A 24,094-nucleotide genomic window follows, 5' to 3' on the forward strand; every position below is an offset into this window, starting at 1 on the left:
TAATTATCTGATTCATCACTTAATCCATTCAATTCTATAAAAAAAGTTATCATATGAGTTAATTATATCATTCATCATACGTCCTCTTTATTTATTCTATTGATGGCTCGCTCTAATTCATCATAATGATGAATACTCTCATCTGTAATAGGTTTTTTTAGTATTTGATTTGGGTGAAAAAAATAGTTTTCATACCAACATTTTTTGCACCTTCTATATCAACTTTAGGATTGTCACCAATAAAAATACAATCAGAAGGTGAACAATTTAACTGGTAACAAGCATAAGCAAATATTTTTTTATCGGGCTTTCTTAAGTCAATCGCTTCTGAAACTATGATAGTCGAGAAATATTCGGTAAGACCTAAAGCATAAAAATTATGTTCCTGAAATGGGCTTTTTCCATTGGAGACTAACCCAATCTTATATCCCTTTTGATAAAGATCTGAAATGACTTTTTGGACGTCATCAAAACCAATTGAAAATTTATTGAAATCAGTAATGTAAGAATAAAGTAATTCACCAACAGTAAAATTTTTTATATTAAAAACTTTGATTAATTGACTATAAACGATATCTTTCCAAACATTTCCATTATCATCCAATTCAATAAATTTTTTTATAAATGCATCTTTTAGTTCTTGTGGTACTAATTGGAAAAAATTTACTTGCCAATTTATAAAACGAATAAGTGACTCACTCCTATTCAAAATAGTTTGATCCAAATCAAAAAAAGTATGTTTCGCATTAAAAAATACTCATTCTCATAGTAAAAGTTTTACATATAGTTCATCTTCTTTTCTTTTTCAGTATTATTTAAATTAACATAATATGTATTATATGCGGTTTAACAGAATAATACCGTTAACTCATCTAACTGAATACGTTAATTTTTTATTTAATCCCAATATTTATAATTTGGATTTATTCATTGGATCTTAAGCCTTTCCAGCTATCATATAATCATATTTTTGTGTAGCTTTCTTAAAACATTTCATGACAAAAAAGCCCAGAATTTTCTGAGCTTTTTTAAAAAAATATAAACTTAGCTATCAATTTTATCAAATTTACGATCTTTTAAACTCAAGTTTCCGCGCAAAATATCCGATAACATTCTCCAGTCTGAAATAAAGCTATACAACGGTTGTTTAAAGCTTGCTGGCTTATTTTTTTCAAAAACAAAATGCCCCACCCACGCGCATGCGTAGCCTGAAACTAATCCGTAGACTAGATATTTAGCTTTACGCTGACGAATCGCTTGAGTAAAAAAATAAATACCGATTGAGCTACCTGCTGCATGTAAACGACGACTCATAATGCTGCGGTGTTCAGTCAAATAAAAACGATAAAATTCTGAGTAATTCTTGATGGGTAATTGAAATTTAGCTTCTTCTTGCGATGAAGACGGCTCTACATAAGCATTCATTGTTGTATTCCTGTCCTTTTTTTGACCACCTTAATTCAAAAAATTGCACTTGAAAAGCTTATCTTACAAATATTGTGATTAATCATTCATTCAAGTAAATATAAGTGAATTGTCAAGATTGTGGTTCTAACTGAATCAGTTACAATCCCCTTAAATTAAAAGGCAATCAAATGTCTTACTTCTATGAAAATGATTGATCAATTAGGAAAATCACATGCTTGAAATTGAATTAAAGTTTCAGATCCCAGAAGCTCGACGGAATGCGATTTTAAAAGCAATCGATCCAAAAAAGTCTGAACTCATTCAAATGCAAGCAAAGTACTATGACACTCCTGATCGCCTACTCTCTCAGCATGGGATAGCCATTCGACAACGTCTTGAAAATACCAATTGGGTTCAAACCTTAAAAGCGACGAAAAGTAAAAGCCATTTACACCGTTTCGAACATAATCATGATTTAGGTAATCTTGAGGCTGCACCGAATTTAGATTTATCTATTTATTCAGATAATTCCGAAGCTTATGAGGTCTTAAATGACGCATTGAAAGGTGATTTTGACCAATTAGTCTTGCAGTTTGAAACAGACATTCAACGTACAGTTCGAGTGATTAGCTTTGAAGATGCTGAAATTGAAGTGTGTCTAGATATTGGCGTTGTACGATCAGGTGATCGAGAACATGAGATTCATGAAGTAGAGTTTGAACTCAAACAAGGAAAAGTTGAAACATTACTAGCGTTTAGTTTTGAGTGGGTCAAAAAATATCAACTTTGGCTAGATGTTCGAAGTAAAGCTGAGTTTGGAAATTTATTGGTTTCAAATTTAGTTGTAAGCCCAGCGCGAACTGAAAAAGAATGGATCGTTGCAAAAAAAGAAAGCGCAGAAAAAATGATTCGAATGATGATCGGTCATCATATGCAACATTTGCTGCCGAATATTGCTGCGATTTCTGCGGAAGTGGCTGAACAGGAACACATCGAACAAGCACATATTGCTTTGAACTATTTGTTTTTAAGTCTATCTATTTTTAAAGACTGGACATCAAAGAGCACAGATAAATGGGCACATCAGTTATCTGCATTTAAAAGTCATTTTGAAAACCTAAAACATTATGAGCATATGCAACACACCTTAGGCGCTATTCTGCAAAACCCTAAAACTGCTGAAATGCTAAGTAAAGATGTGCTCTACGCCCGAGAAAAATTAAATAACTTAGTCAAATCTACCCAAAACGTTCAACACTATCTTGAACTTTTGAGTTTTAGTTTAGGCAATTCCAAGAAGGTGCAAACCCAAGACCTCAAAACCTATGCTCAAAATACGCTTCAACAGCAGTATAAAGTTTTACAGGAATGTCTGAATGAAGCTGATCCTTCTAACTTTGAAAGTCTTGACCAATTGGCAATACATTTAAGTGAATTAAAATTCAGTTTCCCAGTCTTAACACAAATTTTTGATGTGAAAAATTTACAAAAATACGGCAAGGCGCTTAATGATGCACATTATGCAGCTGAACAATATCAAGTATTATCTTCCTCATCATCATACTTACAGCAAACAGAATTAGAAGCCAGTGACTGGTTCGCCTTAGGTTGGTTGACGGCAAAGCAAGAAATTTACGCTGAAAAACTTTTGGAAGCGACTGAACAATTCTTAGTCAGTCGAAAATTTATCAAATCATAAAATTTAAGTCAGAACTTTTCGTCAATGAGAAGTTCTGACTCAAAAATGATCCCAAGTTTGCATCGCCATGTGTACAACGCTTTCCAATTGTTCAAAAGTCGCCCCATCACGTGCTTGTAAGCTTAGTCCTTGTAAAATCGTCATATAATAATCTGTCATTGCCTGAATATTAGTTTGTGTACTAATTTCACCTGAGGCTTGAGCAGCTAATAATTTTTCTAGTAAATTCGATTTAGATAACTGTCTTTTTTGCGAAATTGATTGTTGTATTTGTTGATTTTGAATCGAACAGTTCATTGTCGACACGACCAACATACATCCTTTCGGTTTGTCTTTCTGCACCAGTCGTTTTAGATTTTCAATCAAATAAAGTTCCATTGCTAATTTTATGGAATGTGCATGTTTAAAAATCATTTCCATCGAGCATGATTCGTGCCTGAGATAATAGTCAATGCAACGATTAAAGAGCTCAGATTTATCACCATACGTACTATAAAGACTAGGTGCAGTGATTCCCATGGCGAATGTTAAATCACTCATTGAAGTGGCTTCATAACCGTATTTCCAAAATAGTGTCATGGCTTTTTCAAGTGCTTGTTCTTCATTAAAACACTTAGGACGTCCGCGCCCCTTAGATATTGATTTGGCACTATCCATTTGATTTATTGGCTTTGAACTTTCCTGCATATTCAACCCAATTAATTTTATAATGATCATTAATAAATTAATTGACCCAGATCTTAAATTCAAATATTTTATTTTTATAACAATCATTATGAAATTATTTTCAAGGAGCGTTGGTCAATGAAATCTGAATCTCATCTGACTGAAACCGCTGTTCATTCTCCATCTCCTACAGAAAATCAAGGTAATTGGTTTGCTGTTATTACACTTTCTATCACCGCTTTTATATTAGTGACCAGTGAGTTTCTCCCTATTGGTGTGCTCAATGCAATCGCACTAGATCTCAATATTTCTGTCGGTACTGCTGGCCTGTTCATTACCCTTCCAGGCGTAATGGGAGCTTTCGCAGCACCGCTTATCTCGGTCTGGGTGAAGCAACTTGATCGACGCTATTTATTAATCGCACTCACAGCGGTCATGGTCATTGCAAATTTCATTACGAGCTATTCAGAAAGTTTCAATTGGATTCTATTGAGTCGCTTTTTCTTGGGTATCGCGATAGGCGGATTCTGGGCAACTGCAATCGCCTTAAGTGGTCGTGTTGCACCTCCTCACCTACCCATCGCCAAAGCAACAGCTATCGTCATGGCTGGCGTAACTCTGGCAACTGTGCTGGGTGTTCCGGTTGGAACATGGCTAAGTGAAATTTACGGTTGGCGTAATGCTTTTATGATCACCTCAGTGATTGGTGCCATTATTCTGTTATTTGAGATTAAATTCCTACCGAAATTACCGCCGACTTCAGCTATTCAATATAGCGATCTACCCGCATTGTTTCGAGATCCAAAAGCTCGTAAAGGGTTAATCATTGTTTTATTTATCGGATTAGCGCATTTTTCAACATACAGTTACTTGGCGCCATTCTATAAAAATGAAGCAGGATTTGATGGTTCAACCATCAGTTCATTACTTCTTATTTATGGAGCAGCAGGCTTCTTAGGCAATGCATTCTCTGGTTATAGCAGCAATATCAATGTCCGCTATACGCTTTTTGCTGTTGCATTGTGTTTAGCAATCGTATTCCTTACATTCCCTGTTTATGCCAAATTCTTAACTGGTGCATATATTCTTACAGCATTATGGGGTTTTGCTTTTGGTGCCTTTCCTACGACAGCCAATATTTGGATGTTTTTACATGCGCCACATGCGGTTGAAAAAGGGATGCCTCTTTTTGTCAGTATGTTCCAAATCATGATTGCAGCAGGCGCATTATTTGGTGGTTTTATGGTAGATCACTTCAATACCAGTACCTTAATTTACAGTGTATTGATTTTTATCTCTTTAGCTGTAATTGCTGTATTCACTCATAGTCGAGGATTGAATAATCCTAAAGCTCAGCAATGTACATCAATTAGTTGAGTTGAGTTGAGTTGAGTTGAGTTGAGTTGAGTTGAGTGTAATTTTTTACGCTCAATTCTTAAATAATTCTATGAAATATAAACTCATTTCGTTGAGTGAAATCAATTTAAGAAATTAACGCGCTAAATTCTCAACCATCATTCAAATCGATCAATGCACCAATTCGGTGACATTTGCACAAAAATGATGAATTTTTTCATGAAAAATCCGTTAATCACTCCTCCATATTATTAATTATACCTAAATTATATATTTATCATTATTTATTAGTTGGCATACAAAATGCATTCATTATGATGAGTCTATCGTTTAACGCTAGTTATTCGCTTTACTTGAAAATAAAATCAAACATGAATGGTGAATACAATGAATAATTCAAATCCAACAACTTTAAAAGAACTTACATTAGATGAAATTGAAGCAGTATCTGGTGCAGGTTTAGTGACTAATTTGCTTGGTACTGTCGGCTCTCTTTTAGGATTAAAAGATCCTTTAGTGAAAATTGGCACTGGCGTAAATGAAACACTTAATGGAACAATTGATTCACTAGGATTAGGTGTATTAAAAGGTGTTGTAGACACGTTGATTTAATTTTAAAAATCTTATGAACAATAGACTTTTTAATCTTTCAAATCACTCATCAAAAGGCTCATGAATGAGCCTTTTGATTGATATCCTACAAGATTTTGAACTAGAATGCTCTATACATGGATTGTTCAGCAATACAATAATTTTCCTCTATTTATGGCATCTAAGTTCGGGGTTAATGTGAATTCTTCCGATGAGAAGCTTACTCAACCATAAGATTGGTAAATTCTGCTGCTAAACTTATATACATTCATCCCTAAAAATACACATCAAAAGCTGAACTTTTCTCACTTTGATTAAGTCATTATTTTAAAAAGTAGCAATTTCATACTCGATAATTTTCATTATATTGATAAATTAAATATTTAATTTTTAAAGGTGCGAACTTGAAGACAATTGGTTTATTAGGTGGAATGAGTTGGGAGTCGACTGATTTGTACTATCAACAAATCAATAAGATGGTTCAAACGAAACTTGGCAAGTTACACTCTGCTAAGGTTATTCTTATTAGCGTTGATTTCGCTGAAATTGAGGAATTACAACGCAAAGGATTATGGGAAGATGCAGGAATCTATTTAAGAGATCAAGCCATACAATTAGAAAAAGCAGGTGTAGATGGCATAGTACTTTGTACAAATACAATGCACAAAGTAGCAACTTATATTGAGGAATCAACCAACATACCATTTATTCATATAGCAGATGCGACAGCCATGGAAATCATGAGCCAGAAAATTACAAAAATTGGGCTGCTTGGTACTGCATTTACGATGGAACAAGATTTTTATAAAAGCAGATTGGAGGAAAAAGGACTTAAAGTAATAACACCTAATAAAGCGAGTAGAAAAATTGTTCATGATATTATTTACAACGAATTATGTTTAGGCATAATTAGCGAAGATTCGCAAAAGAAATATATTCATATTGTCGAAGAATTAATATCTTCTGGCGCTGAAGGAATCATTTTAGGATGCACTGAGATTTGTATGCTTATAGGAGATCTAAAATTCTCAGTCCCTCTATTTGATACAACTTCTATTCATGCGCAAGCAGCTGTAGATTTTGTATTATCATAAATATTTCATAGCATAAAAATCATTCAGCTCATGCTAAAAAATATTTAACTGACATCAAAATCTATCATCAAGTACATGAATCGTTGCTCAAGACTAAATTTAATCAAATAAATACATATTTTAAAAATCGCTTTTTTTGATTGATATTCATGCCACAACAATCATCATTTAATCCTCATCAATAGAATTTAGAATGATGTTGAAATCAATAATTTCATCTGCGATTTCTGTCGCCATACGTTCATGAGAAATCATAATGACCGTTTCAACTCGCTCTTGAATAATTTTTAAAATTTTCGAACTTGTTTTCTCATCTAAGGCTGCTGTAGGTTCATCTAAGATCAGAAGCTCTGGTTGTTTTAATAATGCACGAATGATGTTTAATCGTTGTTTTTCACCACCAGAGAAGTTTTTATAAATTTCTTGTATATCATCGTCTAACTCAATTTGATTTTTTTCCAGCAAATGGAGTAAATCGAACTCTTTTAGCCAATGTTTAAGCTCCTCATCAGAATATTTGATCTCAGTATTTTGAATCAAATTTTGTCTTAATGAGCTTGAATATACGATCGGAGTTTGGCTGACCACAGCAATCTGATCAAATATCTTTTCTGAAAATACTGAAGTGATCTCTAAATTTCTAAAGAATAGTCGTCCAGATTTGATCTTTTCTATTCCCACCAAATAATTAAGAAAACTTGATTTTCCAATACCTGTTCGACCTTGAATTAAATATATTTTTCCACACACAATGTCTAAATTAAAATTTTCAATCGTCTGCTGACCTAGATCAAATGTCACATTTTGAAATGAATACGCCACCTCACTTTCTTTCTGTTCCTCAGCTGTTAGATCATTCGTATTGAATGACTCATGTTCCAATTCAAAATATTCTAGGTACTGATTAATAGCCACAATATGACCTTTCAAATGAATGATATTTTGAGACATCATCATTAAAGGAATGGTTAAACCTATAATATAGGTACTGACTAAAACAAAATCACCTGAACTAAAGCTTTGATATTCAAACATATAGACTGATAAAACCATGAATACCAAAAGAAAAAATGACACAAATAACAGTTGATATATCATGAGATACTGAAGTTTTTTATAGGTATCCTGAGTCTTTATTTTATAGTCATCGATTCTGCGGCTAAACTCTTCAAATTCGTAATATTTCGAATGACTGAGTTTGATATCATAACTTTGTTGTAGTTTTTCAATCACAAATTGATTCAGTTGATTTCGAGCACCATACATAATCGTAAAGATATCTTGTGTCTTAAAGGTAATGATGAGCGATAAAGCAACTGTACAAGCTGAGAATACGAAAAAATACACACCAAATTCAAGATTGATCGTATTTCCGAGCACATACACCATACCTAAGATTTTAAATACCGTAGGTACAATAACAAAAAATATAGTAAAAATAATTGTACCAAGTGCTTCGCTGCCACGAATTAAATTTGCATTAAATACACCGATATCTTGTTGACGTTGATCTTTTAATTTCAAATCTAGAAAATTAAATACACCAGCTTTAAGCATGGATGCATCAACATTTCTGATCATCATAGACATGGCAAAATTATTTACATTCTTCATCCCTTCATTGATAAACCAAGCGAGTGCATAAGCTACGGCGAATAAATAGAGCAGATGAATTTGAAAAAAGTCTTGAATCGAGTAGTAATGATCAGGTTCACTGGTCTGGTCAATCAGCAGCTTAAACAAATACGGTAAACCAACACTCGTACCAATAATTAAAATTTGAAGTATTGCTAAAACGAAGAATACACTTAATCCATTTTCATCATGTTGACGGAATAACATCCACGCCTTTTTAAATTGTTTAATCTTTTCAGTCATCATTCTTTAAATTAGTTATTTTTTGTGATGACTATTTTAAACAATACTAATCAATAGGTTTGGATATTGATCGTAGAAGCTTTGTACTTATAAAGTAGCTAATCATTGATTCTAATGTCTAAAAACTAAGTTCAATCAGCTCAACTAACGAAATTTACCATAAATACGCCACGTGTTGTTATCCGCCAATGGATCGCTATATGAGTCATTTCGTTGCTTACGTGGTTTATCGCGAGCATCAACCAACTCGAAATGAGGCTCAACACTTAAGACAATACCATTTACATAAAATCGTGTTCTCGTATATTCACTTTGCCCATGCTGAAATACATAAGTTCTTAAATCTATAAATTCGCGATGCGCAACTAATGCAGCAGTGTCATCATGATCCAACCAGCGACTCATTGCTAAAACTTGTTCAGGTTCAAACTGTCCACACTTCTCTAACACACTAGCAATACCACGAAAAGTCTTTGATTCCTTTGCACGTGTTTTGTTAATGCGAATTCGGTCTACATGAAAATAAAACAGCGGTAAATTTAGATGACTCGGTAAATGAATGGCATCTAAAACCTCATCTTCCATAAAAGGTTGAAATAAATCTTGTGCCCTTTCGATTAGACCTGTCCACTGCTGGTAATAAGCAGCTACTTGCTCTTTGCTTCCATAATAAATGGGAAGACCTTCGACATTTGCAAGATCAACAGGTGGCCAAATATTCTGTCTCAGTAACGCAATATCACTTTTTAAACTTTGAACTGCGATAGCATCTTGCATAGAAAGGCTCATAAAAATTACTTAGGCTATTTTTAGATTAAGTGAAAGGTTTAGTTTATGCAAGCCTTTGCCTATAATAGTGCTTGAATTAAGTTATTTATTAGGAACAATTCATGGTTCAAAAGATTCAAGCGACTGATGTCACTGAAGAAGAAGCATTGAATGCGATTTTCTTCGAACGTGCTGATGAATTTATTAAGCAAGCCAATGAATTTTGCCGTGTTGAAAAAGGTTCTACTGTTAAACCAGCCGATGCTCGTGGTCAAGTCAGTGCTGCGATGCTATTTGGTACTGCTCGTTTTAACACATGGGTTGCTGCCAATAACTTTAAAGATGGCAATGAAATGCGTGATGCTAAAGAACAAGTGATGTCTTATATCATGCAACAGTTTCATATGATGCTTGAAGATAATTATGACGAATACTGCGAACAGTTTGAGAACTACCTTCGCTTCCGTCGTAATGAAGAGTTTCATGCAAATAAACATGACCACGATCATTAAATAGATTTGCATTGTGTGCATTGAGCCTCCTTTAGGGGGCTTTTTTAATGATTAAACTCTAATATTCAAACGAAAATGCAATTCAAAAAATGATCAATTTCTCGTATGTTATTCTTATTGATGACTCAACTAAGGATAGCGATGAATCAACTCAACTTTCCCATCGTCGATGCACATATCCATCAATGGGATCCTTATCACACGCCGCACGCTGCCGCTTTAGCTGTTAAGCTTTTTGGAAAACATCCAAAAATATTGGATAAAGTCGTTCGTCTCGTAAAACCTAAAGATTTAATTGATACAGTAGGACTTACAGATTACATCACAGCACCCTATTTACCAGCGGATTACCACAAAGACATTGGACACTATACTGTGAGCCGTGTTGTACATGTCGAAGCCAGCTGGCATCATCAAAAAGGGACTGGCGTTGTAGAAGAAACGCAATTTATTCAGCAGCTTCCTTTTTCTCAAGAAAACATCAAATTGGCTGGAATCGTTGCAACAGCTGATCCTCGTGAAAGTAATTTCAAAAAAATTCTTAAAATGCATAAAAAGGCATCTCCGCATTTTCGTGGTATTCGAAAAATGGCTGCACATCATGAAGATCCTGGAATTCATGCATGGAACGATGATCCCCACCTCTACACTGATCGAAAATTTTTAAAAGGTTTTGAAGCCTTAGCCCAGTACAATTTAAGCTTTGATGCTTGGGTTTATTCTAGCCAGCTTAAAGATGTTATTGCTTTGGCAAAACGTTTTCCTGAGACTTCGATTGTCTTAGATCATTTGGGCACACCAGCAGGTTTATTCGGCCCAGTAGGTAAACACACAGGAATCACCCAAACTGCGCGAGACAATATCTATTTCCACTGGAAAGAAGATCTTGCAGAATTAGCTCAATGTCCGAATGTATATACAAAAATGTCTGGACTCTTCATGCCAGTTTTGGGTCATCAATTTCATACACGACGAACACTAGCATCTAAACAACAAATCATTGAATTGGTCTCTACTATGATTATTCATGCTTTACAATGTTTTGGGCCTTATCGTGTCATGTTTGCATCCAACTTCCCGATGGATAAAGTGAGCACATCACTCACAAATATCATTGATGCCTTTAGCGACATTGTCGCTACCTATAATTCAGAAGTTGTTGAACAGATATTTTGTAAAAATGCGCAGCAATTTTATAAGCTTTAAAAAAAAGGCTCATTCACGATCGAATGAGCCTTTTTAAATCGTACATTGTGGTTCTAAGTTTTAGGCTTTGAAATCATTTCAGGTTGTGGTTTACCATACTGATCTGCCATAACTTCAACCAAAAACTCAGGCTTAATATATTTTTTGATCACTGCATCTATATCTTTCTTCGTCAGTTTTGCAAATGCCTGATCTCGCTCTAGCCTTGAAAGCTGTGTTTTATTTTGCTCAAGCTGACTGTTCAATCCACGATGAATACGGCGCTCATCCTCTAAATTCGTGACACGCTGTTTCATAATATTGGCTTTAGCCGCTTCAAGCTCTTGCTCCGTCACACCATTCTTTAATAAGTCAGTAAATACTTTATGCACACCTTGAGAAACTTGAGCTGATTTTCCTGCTGCATAATTAGCACTTACACCTAGAGCACCAACATTGATAAAATTATCCAAACTCAAACTACTTCCAAAGCTGTAAACCAACGCATTTTTTTCACGTAACTCCATGGCAAGGCGTGATGATAATTGTGACTCGCCTAGAATATGGCTCAACACATATAATGCTTCTGCATCAGGATGATTATTACCCACTGGAATGGCAATAACCGCTTGATAATTACCAAATTGACGCTGTTCAGCCAGCGCATGAACTTTTTGAGCAGGATAATCTATATGACTGCCCTGCAAACGTTGGTATGGTTCTTTTGTCTTAGACTGACCTAAAGATGAATTCAAATATTTCAGAATGGCTTTGTCATCAAAATCACCAGTCACCGATATTTGACCATTTTGAGTTGTAAAATACTTTTGGTACAAAGCTTTAATTTGATCATTGGTGATGGTTTCAATTTGCTGCTTTGCTAGCTCAGGTTCAAAATGATATCGCAAATCACCTGGTTCATATCGCTCTACGATTCTAGCGATAGTCAGTCCTGCAACAGTTTCAGGCTCTGTATATGGTCGATTTAATGACGATAATGTTTGCGATTTGATGAGGTCAAACTGACTTTGCTCAAATTTCGGATTATTCATAACGTCGACAATAAACTTGAAGAATTCTGTAAATTTTTCTTTCTTCGCAGATACGTTAATCACAATACCATTATCAACAGCTGAAGCAGATGCTCGACCACCCGCCTCGATTGATTTGTCTGCAATATCTTGCAGACTATACTGCTCAGATGCTCTCAATAGCAAATAAGACATAAAGCCTAATGCTTCACCTTGATGCTTGAGTGATAGTGCTGTCCCAAAATTTAAAGATATCGATGCGTAAGTTTTGTCATCGCGTGTTGACGTTGGGAATAGTGCATACTGCATCCCATTTTTCAAAGTACCACGCTTGATTTTTTTCTCTAACTTTTCAACATACTGTTTGGAATTTTTTAGGTGCTCAGCCACTTCAGCTTTATACACAGCTGGGTCTTTTAAAGGCTCTTCTTGAGTTGTCACTTGATCTAAAGTTTTTGATTCTTGCTCATGAGCGTCTAGCTCGAGTGCCTTTTTTTGATCCTCAGGCGTAGGTTGTATGTCTCCCGAAATACGATGCTCAGCAACCAAGAATTGATTTATTGCCTGATTAACCTGATCGACATTTAAACTTTGTATCTCTGCTTGATCTTTAAAATATTTTGTCCAATCCCCATTGGATGAAACCACATAATCACTAATGAAACCACCCACAGAAGAGGCATTGGTCATCATGCTCTCTTGACCATTTTTAATCATGTTTTTGACACGATTTAATTCTGTTTCATTAAATTGATGCTTTTTCTCAATTCCTTTTTCTAGAGACAGGGCAACTTTTTTCTCGTCGTGATTAGGAGCATACACTGCCCCCATAAAAACAAGATTAAAATCGGGTGTTAACCATGTCGTCGATTGAACCTGTGTAGCTGTACCTGTTTCTACAATATCTTTGTACAAATGACCACTAGGTTGCATTGTAAATAAATAAGGTGCTAAAGCGAGTGCAGTCTGTGTTTTATGCTGGACACCATTGAGATAAATATTGTATTTACCTAAATCACTTCCCTTTTGCACGATAAATTGACGATCTTTAATCTTGGTCGAATCAAGCATTGGAACTTTGGTTGACTCAGGAATTTGACGCGCAGGAATTTGATTAAAATTTTTATCCACTGCTCTCAGAATATCCGCTTTATCAAATTTACCTGCAATCACTAGAACTGCATTATTCGGTGCATACCATTGTCGGTAAAATTGATTCAGTTCCTTCATGTTGATTGACTGAAGCTCAGTTAAATCACCAATCGGTAGACGACCTAGATACTGATTTCCGTAAGCAGATTTCCAAATTTGATCCATCAATACTGAAAAAGGTTGATCCATTCGAACCTCACGCTCTCGTTTTACGATTGCGATTTCTGACGGAACAAATTTTTCCTGAAGTACGAGCTTATCCATTCGCTCTGCCTCAAGATACAGCATTTCATCAATGGCTTTTTTTTCTGGACGGATGACACTCATATACTGGGTAGAATAGTAGTCAGTCATCGCATTACTCATGAGCGTATGCTGATCTAGACGACGTTGAAACTCATCTCCTTTTACATTTTCTGTGCCTTTGAACGCGAGATGCTCAAGTAAATGTGCTAAACCACCTTTACCTTGTGGGTCATTCAAAGCTCCAGTTAAATACACCATATTCATAAAAATTTTATTTTCTTTAGGTATCGGTGCCAAAATTACCCGTAAACCATTTTCTAGTTTGTATTCTTCAATATTTTGTTCAGTCTTGACCAAAATAGGTTGTGCTAAACCGCTAGAACTGACCGCAACGATCATTAAAGTAAGTGAAAGTTTTTTAAAACGAGTTAGCATTGTTCTTCCAATTATTGATATAAAAAAATTGATCACACGCCTGACAAGGGTATGATCAATAGGGTTTATGCTTTAAAGGTAAATTTCAGCTTTCATATAAAGTTTGGCATAGCCAGAAATTTCAATTCTTTGATTCTCTTTAAGTTGGCAATACAACACGCCACCTCGTTCTGAGCTTTGAAAAGCAATAAGTTCTGTTTTATTCAATTTCTCAGCCCACAAGGGTGCTAATCCTGTATGCATAGAACCTGTTACAGGATCTTCATTGATGCCTTTATGTGGTGCAAAATAACGTGCCACATAATCATATTGTTCTGATGCTGCAGTTATAGCAATATCGGGATGATCGGATGCTGTAATACAAGTACTAACCTCATATGCTTCAGCAATTGCATTAATATTGGCAAAATTAGGTTTGGCATCAAGCACATCTTGTTCACTTTCCAAGACTAAAATATAAGCTTGTTGATTTAGATAAATTTCCTTGATTGGGCGATCGACCACTTCTTTTAATAATTCAGGAAACTCTTCAGTTAAATGAGGGATTCGAACTGGGAAATTCATTGTGATTTTTCCATCGTCTTGTCGCGTGATGGTAAAAATTCCTAAATCTTTAACATGAAATTTAATGTTTTTCGCTTGAGTATACTCATTAAAAAGTACATAACTGCTCGCTAAAGTGGCATGACCACAAAAATCGACTTCAACTTTAGGTGTAAACCAACGGATTTCATAATTTTCATCATCAATAATTTTAACAAAAGCCGTTTCAGCCAAATTATTTTCAAATGCAATATTTTGCATGAGTGATGTATCAAGCCATTCTTCACTAACCACTACAGCTGCAGGATTCCCCTTAAACAACGCTGTAGTAAAGGCATCAACTTGATACATTTTCATAAATACACCCTAATATTTCCAAACTTCTAATTGAGAATAATAATCTTTTATTATTTCAAATCATAGATTAATTTCAATCTTGACTATAAATTATTGCTTCACAAAGATTCGTTCATAAACTGTATACTTCTAATGATCTTCCATAAAAAAACCCTCACATGAGGGTCTTTTGCTATTTACGCTTTTTGAGCGCTTTCTTTAAATCTTTTAACTTAGATTCATGCTTAGAAATTTTCTTAAGTCTCGATTTAATTTGATCTTTTAAATCTTTAATTTTTAACTTGGACTTATTCGCCATATCTTATCTTCCTCGTGTCATTCACTTTAAATTGTTAATGCTTGAATTTACTGACAAGAATGGGCATTCATCCCTAAATTCCCATTCAATTCATGATTAATGGATTAACGATTTTGTTGATCTAAATCAGATTGCTGTTGTGATTGTTGACGGGACTGTTGCTGATTCTGCTGCTGTTGATCTTGTTGCTGTTGCTGCTGATTCGGTTGTTGTTGATGTGGCTGTTGACCTTGTTGACGTTGTTGGTGATTTTGTTGCTGTTGCTCATTTTGATCTTGATTGTATTGATTACTCATTTCATATCTCCATGATTATCAGTTTTTTGATACGGATCTTAAATTCTTTTTTACTTGAATTAGACCAGTACAAATAACCATAACCCTTTTGCACGAAACTGCGAGCATAGAGCTGTATCAAAATACTGCATCGTAACTTCCATTGTGTAAGCTATTTAAATTTCAGAGGATTAAAATTGATATATGTTACGAGGCTTACAAGGCTCTCTCATTTGTTTACTTGTATTAACGAGACTTATTCCTCTGGTTTTAAATATGGTTTTAAATATGGATATGGATTTGTAGCACCACTCGTTAAATAAATCCCATAATGTAAATGCGGAGGTGTATTGATCGCATTGCCAGTATTTCCCACATATCCTAATACTTCACCGACTTCAACCCAGTCACCTTCTTGGATGTGTGCTGCATATTCATCTAAATGTGCATAGTAATGGCGACTTAACTGAGGTCCTACCACCCAGATGACTTTACCTCCCAAACTATTTGTGCCGATACGACTTACAATACCTTGTGTTGTACTCAATACAGGCGTACCTCGTTTGGCAAAAATATCAATTCCTTGATGTGTACGACCATTTGAACGTGCTGCCCCCCAAGTATCTGCTATTTGAGTTACTTTGACTCCTTCAACGGGTATCGCCAACGGCTCTGTCAACGCTTGCTGTTGAAGTTTCCAGTATAAATATGGATATTGTATTCCTGCTGTTGCGCCTGAATTTGGGGGCTGACAAGCAGTAAGCATCCAACTGATTGCAATGAGTGATCCGATAATCCTTTTTTTCATATACAACCTAACATCTTAAATTGAGTTAAATTTTAGCGTCTGAACGACGTTTGCATTGTATTGTTTAAATTAAGAGCACTTGTCAGAAACCAATAAAAGCCTGCTTATACCGATTAAATCGTCAGAATTACATATTTTTTTTGATCAATACGATACTTTCTTTTTTGAATCACGCATAATAGTCACCAATTCCCCGATTTATTTTGTTTGACTTCAATGATCGAATCCTCAGATCAATTCAGGATGTTCATAAATTCTTGATAAGTCAGACCTTTCACTATTTGCACATTATTGAAGTTTTTATATGAAAATCGTCATTCTCAATAAACCTTATGGCGTTCTCTCCCAGTTTCGTAAAGACGAAGCGCATATGACAATGTCTGATTTCGTTGACGATCCGACTTTACGTCTTGCTGGACGTTTAGACATGGACTCTGAAGGTCTAGTGTTTTTAACCGACCATGGTGGTTTAAATCAGTACATTACCAACCCTGCCAATAAGAAATTTAAAACTTATTTGGTTCAAGTTGATGGTGATGTGACTGAAGAGGCTTTAGAACAGCTTCGTAAAGGTGTAGAGCTTAAAGACGGTATGACTCTACCCGCAAAAGCTGTAAAAGTTGAACAGCCTGAGTGGTTATGGGATCGTGATCCTCCTGTTCGTTTCCGTGCTTCTGTACCTACTTCTTGGGTTGAAATTTCGATTTGCGAAGGTCGTAACCGCCAAGTTCGACGTATGACTGCAGCAGTAGGTTTCCCAACTTTACGTCTTATTCGCACTAAAATTGGATCAATAGACTTAGTACAGATGGGTCTTGAATCTGGCGAAACTAGAGAAATTGAACCATTACTTTATCCTGACTTTCAAAATGTTCCTGCAGAAGAGCCATACCGCTCACGCTCTTATGTGAAGAAACCGGGCGGTACAGGTGGCAAGCCGATTAATAAGAAAGTCAATAAAGATGGTACTAAGAAAAAATCGGGTACTAAACGTATTTGGCAAATGGAAGAGCATGAGAAACCACGTCGTAAGACCAATGGTACTACTCGCCCAAATACAAAAGCTCCACGTGGACGTGCACGCTAAGCTCAAGCTATTGTATAAAAAAGTAAAAAGGATGCGGTTGCATCCTTTTTTTATACATAAATTAACTTAAATCATCTCTCATTTTAAGTACACTTTTTCGATTATTTGCTTACTGTGAGTTGATACTTATGAAAAAATTTACGCTTGCTATTTCAGGTTTTGCATTTTCAACATTCACTTTGGCAAATCCTTTAAGTGTTCATGTGCTTAATCAAGAAACTGGTCTACCATCTTCTAATATTGCAGTTACACTTGAAGCGCAGCAGGGTGAAAAATGGGTAAAGCTCAACGAAGCTAAAACGGATGAAAATGGTCGTATCAAGGCTCTATATCCAGCCGAAACAGATCTTCAAAAAGGTGTTTACAGAGTAACTTTTAAAACTGGTGACTGGTTTAAAGCAAACAACAAGCGTACTTTCTTCCCAGAAGTGCCAGTAGTTTTTTTGATTGATGGTAGTTTAGATCATTACCATATTCCGTTGTTACTAAGTTCATATGGTTATTCAACCTATCGAGGGAACTAATGTTTTTTTTGTTGATCATTTATGACACAAATTTAGCTCACATTATGTGAGCTTTTTTATTTCTTTATTGATTTTAAAAGTTTAATTATCCTATTCAAAAGAATAAGGATTTCTTATGAACATAAAAAAAGCTTTACTAAAGGCTATTACGCTGCTTTTATTTTTATCAATTCTTTACTACTTCTTTTATGCATTGAATGAAAACAAGTTATCTCACTATTGTGATAACTATATTTGTCTTGAAATCTTATCTTTAGCTGAATTTCTTGGGATAATCACAGCTTGGATCAGCCTATATTTCGTACTGAAGTCCCTAGAATCATGGAAAGATGCCTATAAATTCCATAGAGCAATTGAAACTTTATCCAAGTTTGAAGAACTTAAGATTATTTCAAATCAATATCACACCATCTTATACCAATTAAAAAACTCACTCATCCGCGCTAAAGGTCATGAATTACACAGCTCATTTGATTTAGAAGAGCAAAAATACGAAGATAAATTCAATAATCTGTATTACTACGACAAATTAATAAATCTTCAACAGTGGCTTAATCAAGAAAAAAATGTGAACAAGCATAAAGATTTTAAAGAAGTTTTAAGAACTTTTGAAACTGCTATAGATTCTGCTCATAGACTTGTTTCAGAAGCTCATTTAAGTGAGGTAAATTATGGTCAAAATTACGCCTCAGAAACCGACATAAACAGAAGAAAAGAATCTATAAAAAAGGTTCAAATTGCTTTTGAAAATACTCAAAAGACAAAACAATATTGGAAAGCGTTTGGAAGTTCTAAGACGAAAACTGGAGTTATGAAAAACCCATAGCTAAGCATGGGTTTTTCATTAATTTTATAGTCTAAGCAAATTAAGCTTTAAGCCATTTATCAACTTTAGATTGATCTGCAACCTTAAGTTCCACTTCAGTGAGTTCACTACCACCTGATTGAATTTCAAATTGCATTAATTCATCACGACGGAAAGCATGCACATTAAAAGTACCTTCCAATTTTGCATACTTATCGAGTTGCTTAGTGGTCGCCTTTAAACCATCAACTGCGATGATAATATCATGAGCAGAAAGCCCAGCATTAACACCAGCGCCATCACGACGAGCAGACTGAATTAATACACCTTCAGGTTTATCTACAAGTTTTAAACCAAATGGTAAAGATTTATCATGCTTTAAAACATAGTCTAAGCCAAATTCAGGGAACAATTGATCAAGCGGTAACTCATCCGTGGTATTAATCAAATGATTAATTTGTTCAGACCAATCATCACCTGTTAATTCTTGGCATAATTCATAGATGGTACGTTCATGAACCTGTATACCCTTTTGCGCATTTTCATACAGCTTACGCATCAATGCATCAAGACTTGAACCTCTTAAACGTAAACCTAAATCTAGACACAGCGCTACTAAGCAACCCTTGTTATAGTAACTTGTGCCAGCATTGTTAGAGTTTTCATCTCGACGATAGAATTTGACCCATGCATCAAAACTTGACTCTGCAACAGTTTGAACAAAACGACCTGGATTTTGCAAATAACGATCGATCTGCGCCTTTAACAACTTCAAGTAAGATTCCTGAGAAATCACACCACTACGAAGTAGAATTAAATCATCATAGTAGGACGTAAAGCCTTCAAAAATCCATAACAAAGAGGTATAGCCTTCTTTGTCTAAATCATAATTCACAAAATTTTCAGGGCGAATAAATTTCACCAACCATGAATGAAAATATTCATGGCTACACAAACCTAAGAAACGCTGATAATCAGCGGAAGGTTCAACAGGCTCATTGGACTTAGGTAGATCATCACGTGGAGAAATCAAACTGGTTGAGTTCGGGTGCTCTAAACCACCATAACTGTTACCCGTCGCGATGGTCATAAAAGTGTAGTTTTCAAATGGTGCTGAACCAAACATGGATATTTCTGTCGCACAGATTTTCTCAATGTCTTGTTTCATACGTTGGACATTCATCGCATGTTTGCCAGAAACCACAAACTCATGTGGAATACCATTTGCTTCAAAAGCAAAACGAGTTTGATCTGCAAGCTCAAATGGTGCATCAATCAATTCAGCGTAGTTTTTTGCCTTAAGCGTATAGCGACCACGCACTAAACTTTTAGATGCCAATCCTGTAGCGAGTTGGAAATGTTTCAATTCATCTGGCAAAAATAACTCAACTTCTACCGCTTTATCTTCTTGTCCTTCTAAACCTAAACATGCACAAGCAGGATTCACATATAAGCGTGTTTCATCAACATAAGCACCACGTACTGAGAGGTCGTATGCATAGACGTCGTACTCAACCGTAATCAGCTCAAAATCAGTATTAAATAACTGCCACTTATTTTTTTCATTTTTACGAATCTTGAGTATTCGACCATCTTCATCATAGGCACGAACAGACTCAATATGTTTTGAAAACTCTCGAATGAGATAACTTCCTGGAATCCAAGTTGGCAAGCTCAATACTTGAGTTGGTTGAGCAACGAAACGAACAGTAACGTGAATGAGATGCTGACGAAAGTCGTCAAATTCGATCTGATAATGCAACATAATGTCTTAATTGAGAAACTATAGAACCAACTTGTATTTAGATTAGCATTTTTTTACTTGGAGTTGCGCGATTCGTATTAATTGTCTACAAATCTGACTAGAGTTTCAGAAAAAAAAGGCATAGCATGCGGTGTGCTTGATGATCTATGCCATTGGATTGGCTTATATAGGTAAACCCGTTGAAACTCTACTCTGCTCTACTCATAATTTTTAGTTTTTTTATTGTAAATATCACACATGCTTCCTTGTTCGAAGTTGCACCAGAAAGTTTAGAAGCTGAAGCATGGACTGTCTTAGATCCACAATCAGGTCAAGTCATTACTGAACACAATAGCCATGTCCAACGTGCACCAGCTTCGTTAACCAAAATGATGGTGGCATACATCGTTCTGAAAGACATTCAAGCAGGTAAAATTAACAAAAATGAAGTTATTACTGCCACACCAATCGTCAATGTAGTTCAATGGGATGAGTCTCAGATGTATCTGAAACCGACTCAACAAATTACGATTGATCAGCTTTTGGCAGGCTTAATTATCATGTCTGCCAACGATGCTGCTGTCACATTGGCTGAACGAATTTCAGGATCTGTACCTGCATTTGTTCAACGCATGAATCAAGAAGCCAAAGCACTTGGCATGAAAGATACAAACTTTGCCAATCCCGCGGGCATTACAATGGATATGCACTATTCAACAGCGCATGATTTAGCCGTGCTCGCACAAGCACTCACCAATGAAACACCCGATTACCTTGACTACTCGAAACAGCAAAGTTTTACTTACAATCAGCATTTTCACCGTGCAACGAATATCTTACTTAAACAAGATGCTACTGTTGATGGTTTAAAAACAGGGTTTACTCGTGCTGCAGGCTATAACCTTGCACTTACAGCCAACCGACCAACTCAACAATTTGACCTCAATCAAAGAAGACTTATTGTTGTGGTACTCGGTGCTCAAAGTGGCTTCAAACGCGCTGAAATCGCACATCAGCTTTTAAACCTATCCTATGCTTATACACGCAATGAAATTGCAATTAAAAATAAGCAACTAATTGCTGAACTCCCTGTAGTCGCATCTACCTTAAAAATGTTCAGAGTCGAAACTAAAAAGCCAAGTATCGTGACGACCTCTTTGTATAACGCGAATCAAATGATTGATATGCGTGATTTTGACAATCAAACTCATCGTTTGATTCAAACAGATGCTTTTGGATTCACTTCAGCTCTTGAGCCTTTACAGCAAACTCAAACGCATATGAACGTCGAGCTACTAACACAATCATTAACCGCACCTATTGCGCAAATTCAGCAGTTGGCACGTATTCATATCTATCAAAATAATCGACTCATTCAAACGGTATTGATTGAGGATGAACTTCAAATTGATGAAGCATCATGGTTTGAAAGTATTTTGAATTGGTTTAAACAATTATTTAGTTTCGGATCTAGCAGTGCAAATCAAGCAAAAATCTATCCTTTAAACTAATTGCAGTTTTTTATTGTAAATCTGTAACTTGTAATACAAAAAGGACAATTCTTTTAAAAAAGAGATGGCATATTAACCCCATCTCTTTTTTATTTATGACGCTATAAAAATAGGAATATTAAATGTCGAATCTTCATCATATTGTCATTGTGGGTGGTGGTGCTGGTGGCTTAGAACTAGCAACACAACTGGGTGACACGCTGGGCAAATCTAAAAAAGCAAAAATTACATTAGTTGACCAAAAGCTTACACATATTTGGAAACCACTTTTACATGAAATTGCAGCAGGTACGTTAAGCCCTAGTGATGAAGAAACAAACTATTTTGGTCATGCTGCAAAACATCATTATGAGTTTGTATTGGGTAAATTTGAACAATTAGATCGTGAAGCCAAGACCATTCAATTGCTCAAACCTGTGGCATCGACCTATGACCAATCGACTGATCATTTAACGCTAAGTTATGACACTCTTATTCTAGCGGTTGGTTCGGTTTCCAATGATTTCAATACTTCAGGTGTGCAAGAACATTGTCACTATTTAGATAATCCAAAACAGGCTGAACAGTTCCAGCAGCATCTACTTCATCTTTATATCGAAGCTCAAAATAATAATGACCATCGTGAGCTGCATATTGGCATTATAGGTGCAGGTGCAACGGGTGTTGAGCTTGCAGCGGAATTAGTTCAAGCCAAACAAAACTTCTTTAAATACGGTCTTAATAAAATTGATCCTAAAAATGTCAAAATTTCACTAATTGAAGGCGCGGATCGTATTCTACCGGCTCTTTCTGAAAAAATGTCAGACCACAGCACTAAGCAGCTTAAGCGCATGAATGTGGATATTTTAACGTCTAAGCGTGTCGAAAAAGTGGATGCTGATCAAATTTACTTTAATGATGGAAGTTCAATTCCAGCACAATTAAAAGTTTGGGCTGCGGGCATTAAAACTCCAGCAGTGATTCAAAACCTAGAAGGCTTCGAAAAAGATCGTATGGGTCGCTTACACGTATTTGCAACACTCCAAACAAAAGCAGATCCGAATGTTTTTGCATTCGGTGATTGCGCATACTGTATTCTAGATGCCCGTGAAACAGCTTTAGGACCGCGTGCGCAAGTTGCAAGTCAACAGGCTGCTTTCCTCGTTGATGCAATGAAAGCGCGAATTTCAGGAAAATCACAACCGATGTTCAATTTTTCTGACAAAGGTTCACTTGTATCTTTAAGTGAGAATAAAGCAGTTGGTGAATTACTTGGTCAGGTCAATGTTCAAGGATTTGTGGCGAAATCGATGTATGTATCGCTTTACCGACTGCATCAAGCCACGATTTATGGTTATGCACAGGCAGGATTACTCACAGCCAAAGATTTTGTGACCAGAAAAATAGCACCTAAAATCAAATTGCATTGAAAAATCTAAAAGACGCCCCAATGTAATATTTAAGCGTTATAAATTATCGAAACTGCATTTTTTTTAGAAAATTGTCTACAAAAATTGGTTTTCACTTTATGATGTACCCTTAAAATATTTGAATGGATCATTAACATGACAGTTATTGCAAATGACCTTGTGGTTTTATTTAACTATAAATTGACTAATGCAGAGGGTGAAACTCTCGATCAATCTCAAGGTGAACCACTTGCATATTTGCAAGGCGCTGGCAACATTATCCCTGGCTTAGAAAAAGCAATGTTAGGTAAAACGACTGGTGACAAATTCACAGTAACGATTCCTGCTGCTGAAGCTTATGGTGAGTACAACACTGATTTAGTTCAAGAAGTACCTAAACAAATGTTCCAAGGCGTAGACAACATCGAAGCTGGTATGCAATTCCAAGCGCAAACTGATGATGGCGTTCAAATTGTGACTGTTAAAGCTGTTGAAGGCGAAAACGTAATCGTTGATGCTAACTTCCCGCTTGCTGGTCAAGACTTAACATTTGATGTTGAAATCGTTGAAATCCGTGAAGCAACTCAAGAAGAGTTAGATCACGGTCACGTTCACGGTGTAGGTGGTCACCACCACTAAGATCTACGGATTTTAGGACAAAAAGGTGAAGCTTCTGCTTCGCCTTTTTTTTATGCAAAAAATTACAATGCTTAACGATTTAAATGATTCAAATT

Annotated in this window: 22 protein-coding genes and 1 pseudogene; 12 read left to right on the forward strand and 11 right to left on the reverse strand. The window is 35.7% G+C overall.

What is annotated here, in order from left to right:
• Nucleotides 1–74: 74 nt before the first annotated feature.
• Nucleotides 75–724, reverse strand: a pseudogene (locus tag AC1M9I_RS05725) (HAD family hydrolase).
• A 320-nt stretch (nucleotides 725–1,044) separates the two neighbouring features.
• Nucleotides 1,045–1,425 carry an Mpo1-like protein gene (locus tag AC1M9I_RS05730; RefSeq protein ID WP_180028595.1) on the reverse strand — a complete coding sequence of 127 codons (381 nt, stop codon included), beginning with the start codon at nucleotides 1,423–1,425 and terminating at the stop codon, nucleotides 1,045–1,047.
• Between the two features lie 214 nt (nucleotides 1,426–1,639).
• Between AC1M9I_RS05730 and AC1M9I_RS05735 the strand changes: the two genes are divergently transcribed.
• Entirely contained in the window at nucleotides 1,640–3,106 is a 1,467-nt protein-coding gene (locus tag AC1M9I_RS05735; RefSeq protein ID WP_481594716.1) for a CYTH domain-containing protein, read from the forward strand.
• Between the two features lie 39 nt (nucleotides 3,107–3,145).
• Here the strand turns inward: AC1M9I_RS05735 and AC1M9I_RS05740 are convergent, their stop codons facing one another.
• Entirely contained in the window at nucleotides 3,146–3,793 is a 648-nt protein-coding gene (locus AC1M9I_RS05740; RefSeq protein WP_481594717.1) for a TetR/AcrR family transcriptional regulator, read from the reverse strand.
• Between the two features lie 117 nt (nucleotides 3,794–3,910).
• Here AC1M9I_RS05740 and AC1M9I_RS05745 point away from each other — a divergent pair, with 117 nt between their 5' ends.
• The 3 genes from AC1M9I_RS05745 (at nucleotide 3,911) to AC1M9I_RS05755 (ending at nucleotide 6,813) form a co-directional block, all read left to right on the forward strand.
• Nucleotides 3,911–5,149 (forward strand): MFS transporter, encoded by a 1,239-nt coding sequence (locus AC1M9I_RS05745; protein WP_481610801.1) that lies wholly within the window; start codon nucleotides 3,911–3,913, stop codon nucleotides 5,147–5,149.
• Nucleotides 5,150–5,515: 366 nt separating this feature from the next.
• Nucleotides 5,516–5,740 (forward strand): hypothetical protein, encoded by a 225-nt coding sequence (locus AC1M9I_RS05750; protein WP_481610802.1) that lies wholly within the window; start codon nucleotides 5,516–5,518, stop codon nucleotides 5,738–5,740.
• A gap of 383 nt (nucleotides 5,741–6,123) precedes the next feature.
• Nucleotides 6,124–6,813 (forward strand): aspartate/glutamate racemase family protein, encoded by a 690-nt coding sequence (locus AC1M9I_RS05755; RefSeq protein ID WP_481610803.1) that lies wholly within the window; start codon nucleotides 6,124–6,126, stop codon nucleotides 6,811–6,813.
• 168 nt (nucleotides 6,814–6,981) lie between these two features.
• Here the strand turns inward: AC1M9I_RS05755 and AC1M9I_RS05760 are convergent, their stop codons facing one another.
• Nucleotides 6,982–8,691 (reverse strand): ATP-binding cassette domain-containing protein, encoded by a 1,710-nt coding sequence (locus AC1M9I_RS05760; protein WP_481594720.1) that lies wholly within the window; start codon nucleotides 8,689–8,691, stop codon nucleotides 6,982–6,984.
• A gap of 144 nt (nucleotides 8,692–8,835) precedes the next feature.
• Nucleotides 8,836–9,468 (reverse strand): hypothetical protein, encoded by a 633-nt coding sequence (locus tag AC1M9I_RS05765; protein WP_481610804.1) that lies wholly within the window; start codon nucleotides 9,466–9,468, stop codon nucleotides 8,836–8,838.
• A gap of 113 nt (nucleotides 9,469–9,581) precedes the next feature.
• On the opposite strand from AC1M9I_RS05765, the gene AC1M9I_RS05770 reads away from it, so the two are divergent.
• Both AC1M9I_RS05770 and AC1M9I_RS05775 read left to right on the forward strand, forming a co-directional pair.
• The gene (locus AC1M9I_RS05770) at nucleotides 9,582–9,971 is read left to right on the forward strand and encodes a DUF3144 domain-containing protein (protein ID WP_481586410.1); all 390 of its coding nucleotides are present in this window, start codon (nucleotides 9,582–9,584) and stop codon (nucleotides 9,969–9,971) included.
• A gap of 141 nt (nucleotides 9,972–10,112) precedes the next feature.
• Complete coding sequence (locus tag AC1M9I_RS05775) at nucleotides 10,113–11,177, forward strand: amidohydrolase family protein (protein WP_481594721.1); 1,065 nt, start codon at nucleotides 10,113–10,115, stop codon at nucleotides 11,175–11,177.
• Nucleotides 11,178–11,230: 53 nt separating this feature from the next.
• On the opposite strand, the gene AC1M9I_RS05780 is transcribed toward AC1M9I_RS05775, so the two are convergent.
• From AC1M9I_RS05780 to AC1M9I_RS05800, 5 genes are all read right to left on the reverse strand, one after another.
• The gene (locus AC1M9I_RS05780) at nucleotides 11,231–14,020 is read right to left on the reverse strand and encodes a M16 family metallopeptidase (protein WP_481594722.1); all 2,790 of its coding nucleotides are present in this window, start codon (nucleotides 14,018–14,020) and stop codon (nucleotides 11,231–11,233) included.
• 72 nt (nucleotides 14,021–14,092) lie between these two features.
• A complete protein-coding gene (locus tag AC1M9I_RS05785; protein WP_481594723.1) occupies nucleotides 14,093–14,920 on the reverse strand; it encodes a PhzF family phenazine biosynthesis protein in 828 nt (275 codons plus the stop codon).
• Nucleotides 14,921–15,092: 172 nt separating this feature from the next.
• Nucleotides 15,093–15,218: a hypothetical protein gene (locus AC1M9I_RS05790; RefSeq protein WP_257219857.1), complete on the reverse strand. Its 126-nt coding sequence runs from the start codon at nucleotides 15,216–15,218 to the stop codon at nucleotides 15,093–15,095.
• A gap of 104 nt (nucleotides 15,219–15,322) precedes the next feature.
• A complete protein-coding gene (locus tag AC1M9I_RS05795; RefSeq protein WP_035268717.1) occupies nucleotides 15,323–15,514 on the reverse strand; it encodes a hypothetical protein in 192 nt (63 codons plus the stop codon).
• 235 nt (nucleotides 15,515–15,749) lie between these two features.
• Nucleotides 15,750–16,301 (reverse strand): M23 family metallopeptidase, encoded by a 552-nt coding sequence (locus AC1M9I_RS05800; RefSeq protein ID WP_481594724.1) that lies wholly within the window; start codon nucleotides 16,299–16,301, stop codon nucleotides 15,750–15,752.
• Nucleotides 16,302–16,605: 304 nt separating this feature from the next.
• Here AC1M9I_RS05800 and AC1M9I_RS05805 point away from each other — a divergent pair, with 304 nt between their 5' ends.
• The 3 genes from AC1M9I_RS05805 (at nucleotide 16,606) to AC1M9I_RS05815 (ending at nucleotide 18,738) form a co-directional block, all read left to right on the forward strand.
• Nucleotides 16,606–17,388, forward strand: a complete 783-nt coding sequence (locus AC1M9I_RS05805; RefSeq protein WP_035268720.1) for an rRNA large subunit pseudouridine synthase E — start codon at nucleotides 16,606–16,608, stop codon at nucleotides 17,386–17,388.
• Between the two features lie 128 nt (nucleotides 17,389–17,516).
• Complete coding sequence (uraH, locus tag AC1M9I_RS05810; protein ID WP_481594725.1) at nucleotides 17,517–17,912, forward strand: hydroxyisourate hydrolase; 396 nt, start codon at nucleotides 17,517–17,519, stop codon at nucleotides 17,910–17,912.
• A 115-nt stretch (nucleotides 17,913–18,027) separates the two neighbouring features.
• Complete coding sequence (locus AC1M9I_RS05815) at nucleotides 18,028–18,738, forward strand: hypothetical protein (RefSeq protein ID WP_481594726.1); 711 nt, start codon at nucleotides 18,028–18,030, stop codon at nucleotides 18,736–18,738.
• A gap of 40 nt (nucleotides 18,739–18,778) precedes the next feature.
• On the opposite strand, the gene AC1M9I_RS05820 is transcribed toward AC1M9I_RS05815, so the two are convergent.
• Entirely contained in the window at nucleotides 18,779–20,482 is a 1,704-nt protein-coding gene (locus AC1M9I_RS05820) for a M61 family metallopeptidase (protein WP_481594727.1), read from the reverse strand.
• A gap of 179 nt (nucleotides 20,483–20,661) precedes the next feature.
• Here AC1M9I_RS05820 and AC1M9I_RS05825 point away from each other — a divergent pair, with 179 nt between their 5' ends.
• The 3 genes from AC1M9I_RS05825 (at nucleotide 20,662) to AC1M9I_RS05835 (ending at nucleotide 23,999) form a co-directional block, all read left to right on the forward strand.
• The gene (locus tag AC1M9I_RS05825) at nucleotides 20,662–21,972 is read left to right on the forward strand and encodes a D-alanyl-D-alanine carboxypeptidase family protein (RefSeq protein ID WP_481594728.1); all 1,311 of its coding nucleotides are present in this window, start codon (nucleotides 20,662–20,664) and stop codon (nucleotides 21,970–21,972) included.
• Between the two features lie 122 nt (nucleotides 21,973–22,094).
• Complete coding sequence (locus AC1M9I_RS05830) at nucleotides 22,095–23,381, forward strand: NAD(P)/FAD-dependent oxidoreductase (RefSeq protein ID WP_035267310.1); 1,287 nt, start codon at nucleotides 22,095–22,097, stop codon at nucleotides 23,379–23,381.
• Nucleotides 23,382–23,516: 135 nt separating this feature from the next.
• A complete protein-coding gene (locus tag AC1M9I_RS05835; RefSeq protein ID WP_092767151.1) occupies nucleotides 23,517–23,999 on the forward strand; it encodes an FKBP-type peptidyl-prolyl cis-trans isomerase in 483 nt (160 codons plus the stop codon).
• Nucleotides 24,000–24,094 lie beyond the last annotated feature (95 nt).

Source organism: Acinetobacter sp. ANC_7553 (genome assembly GCF_056779895.1).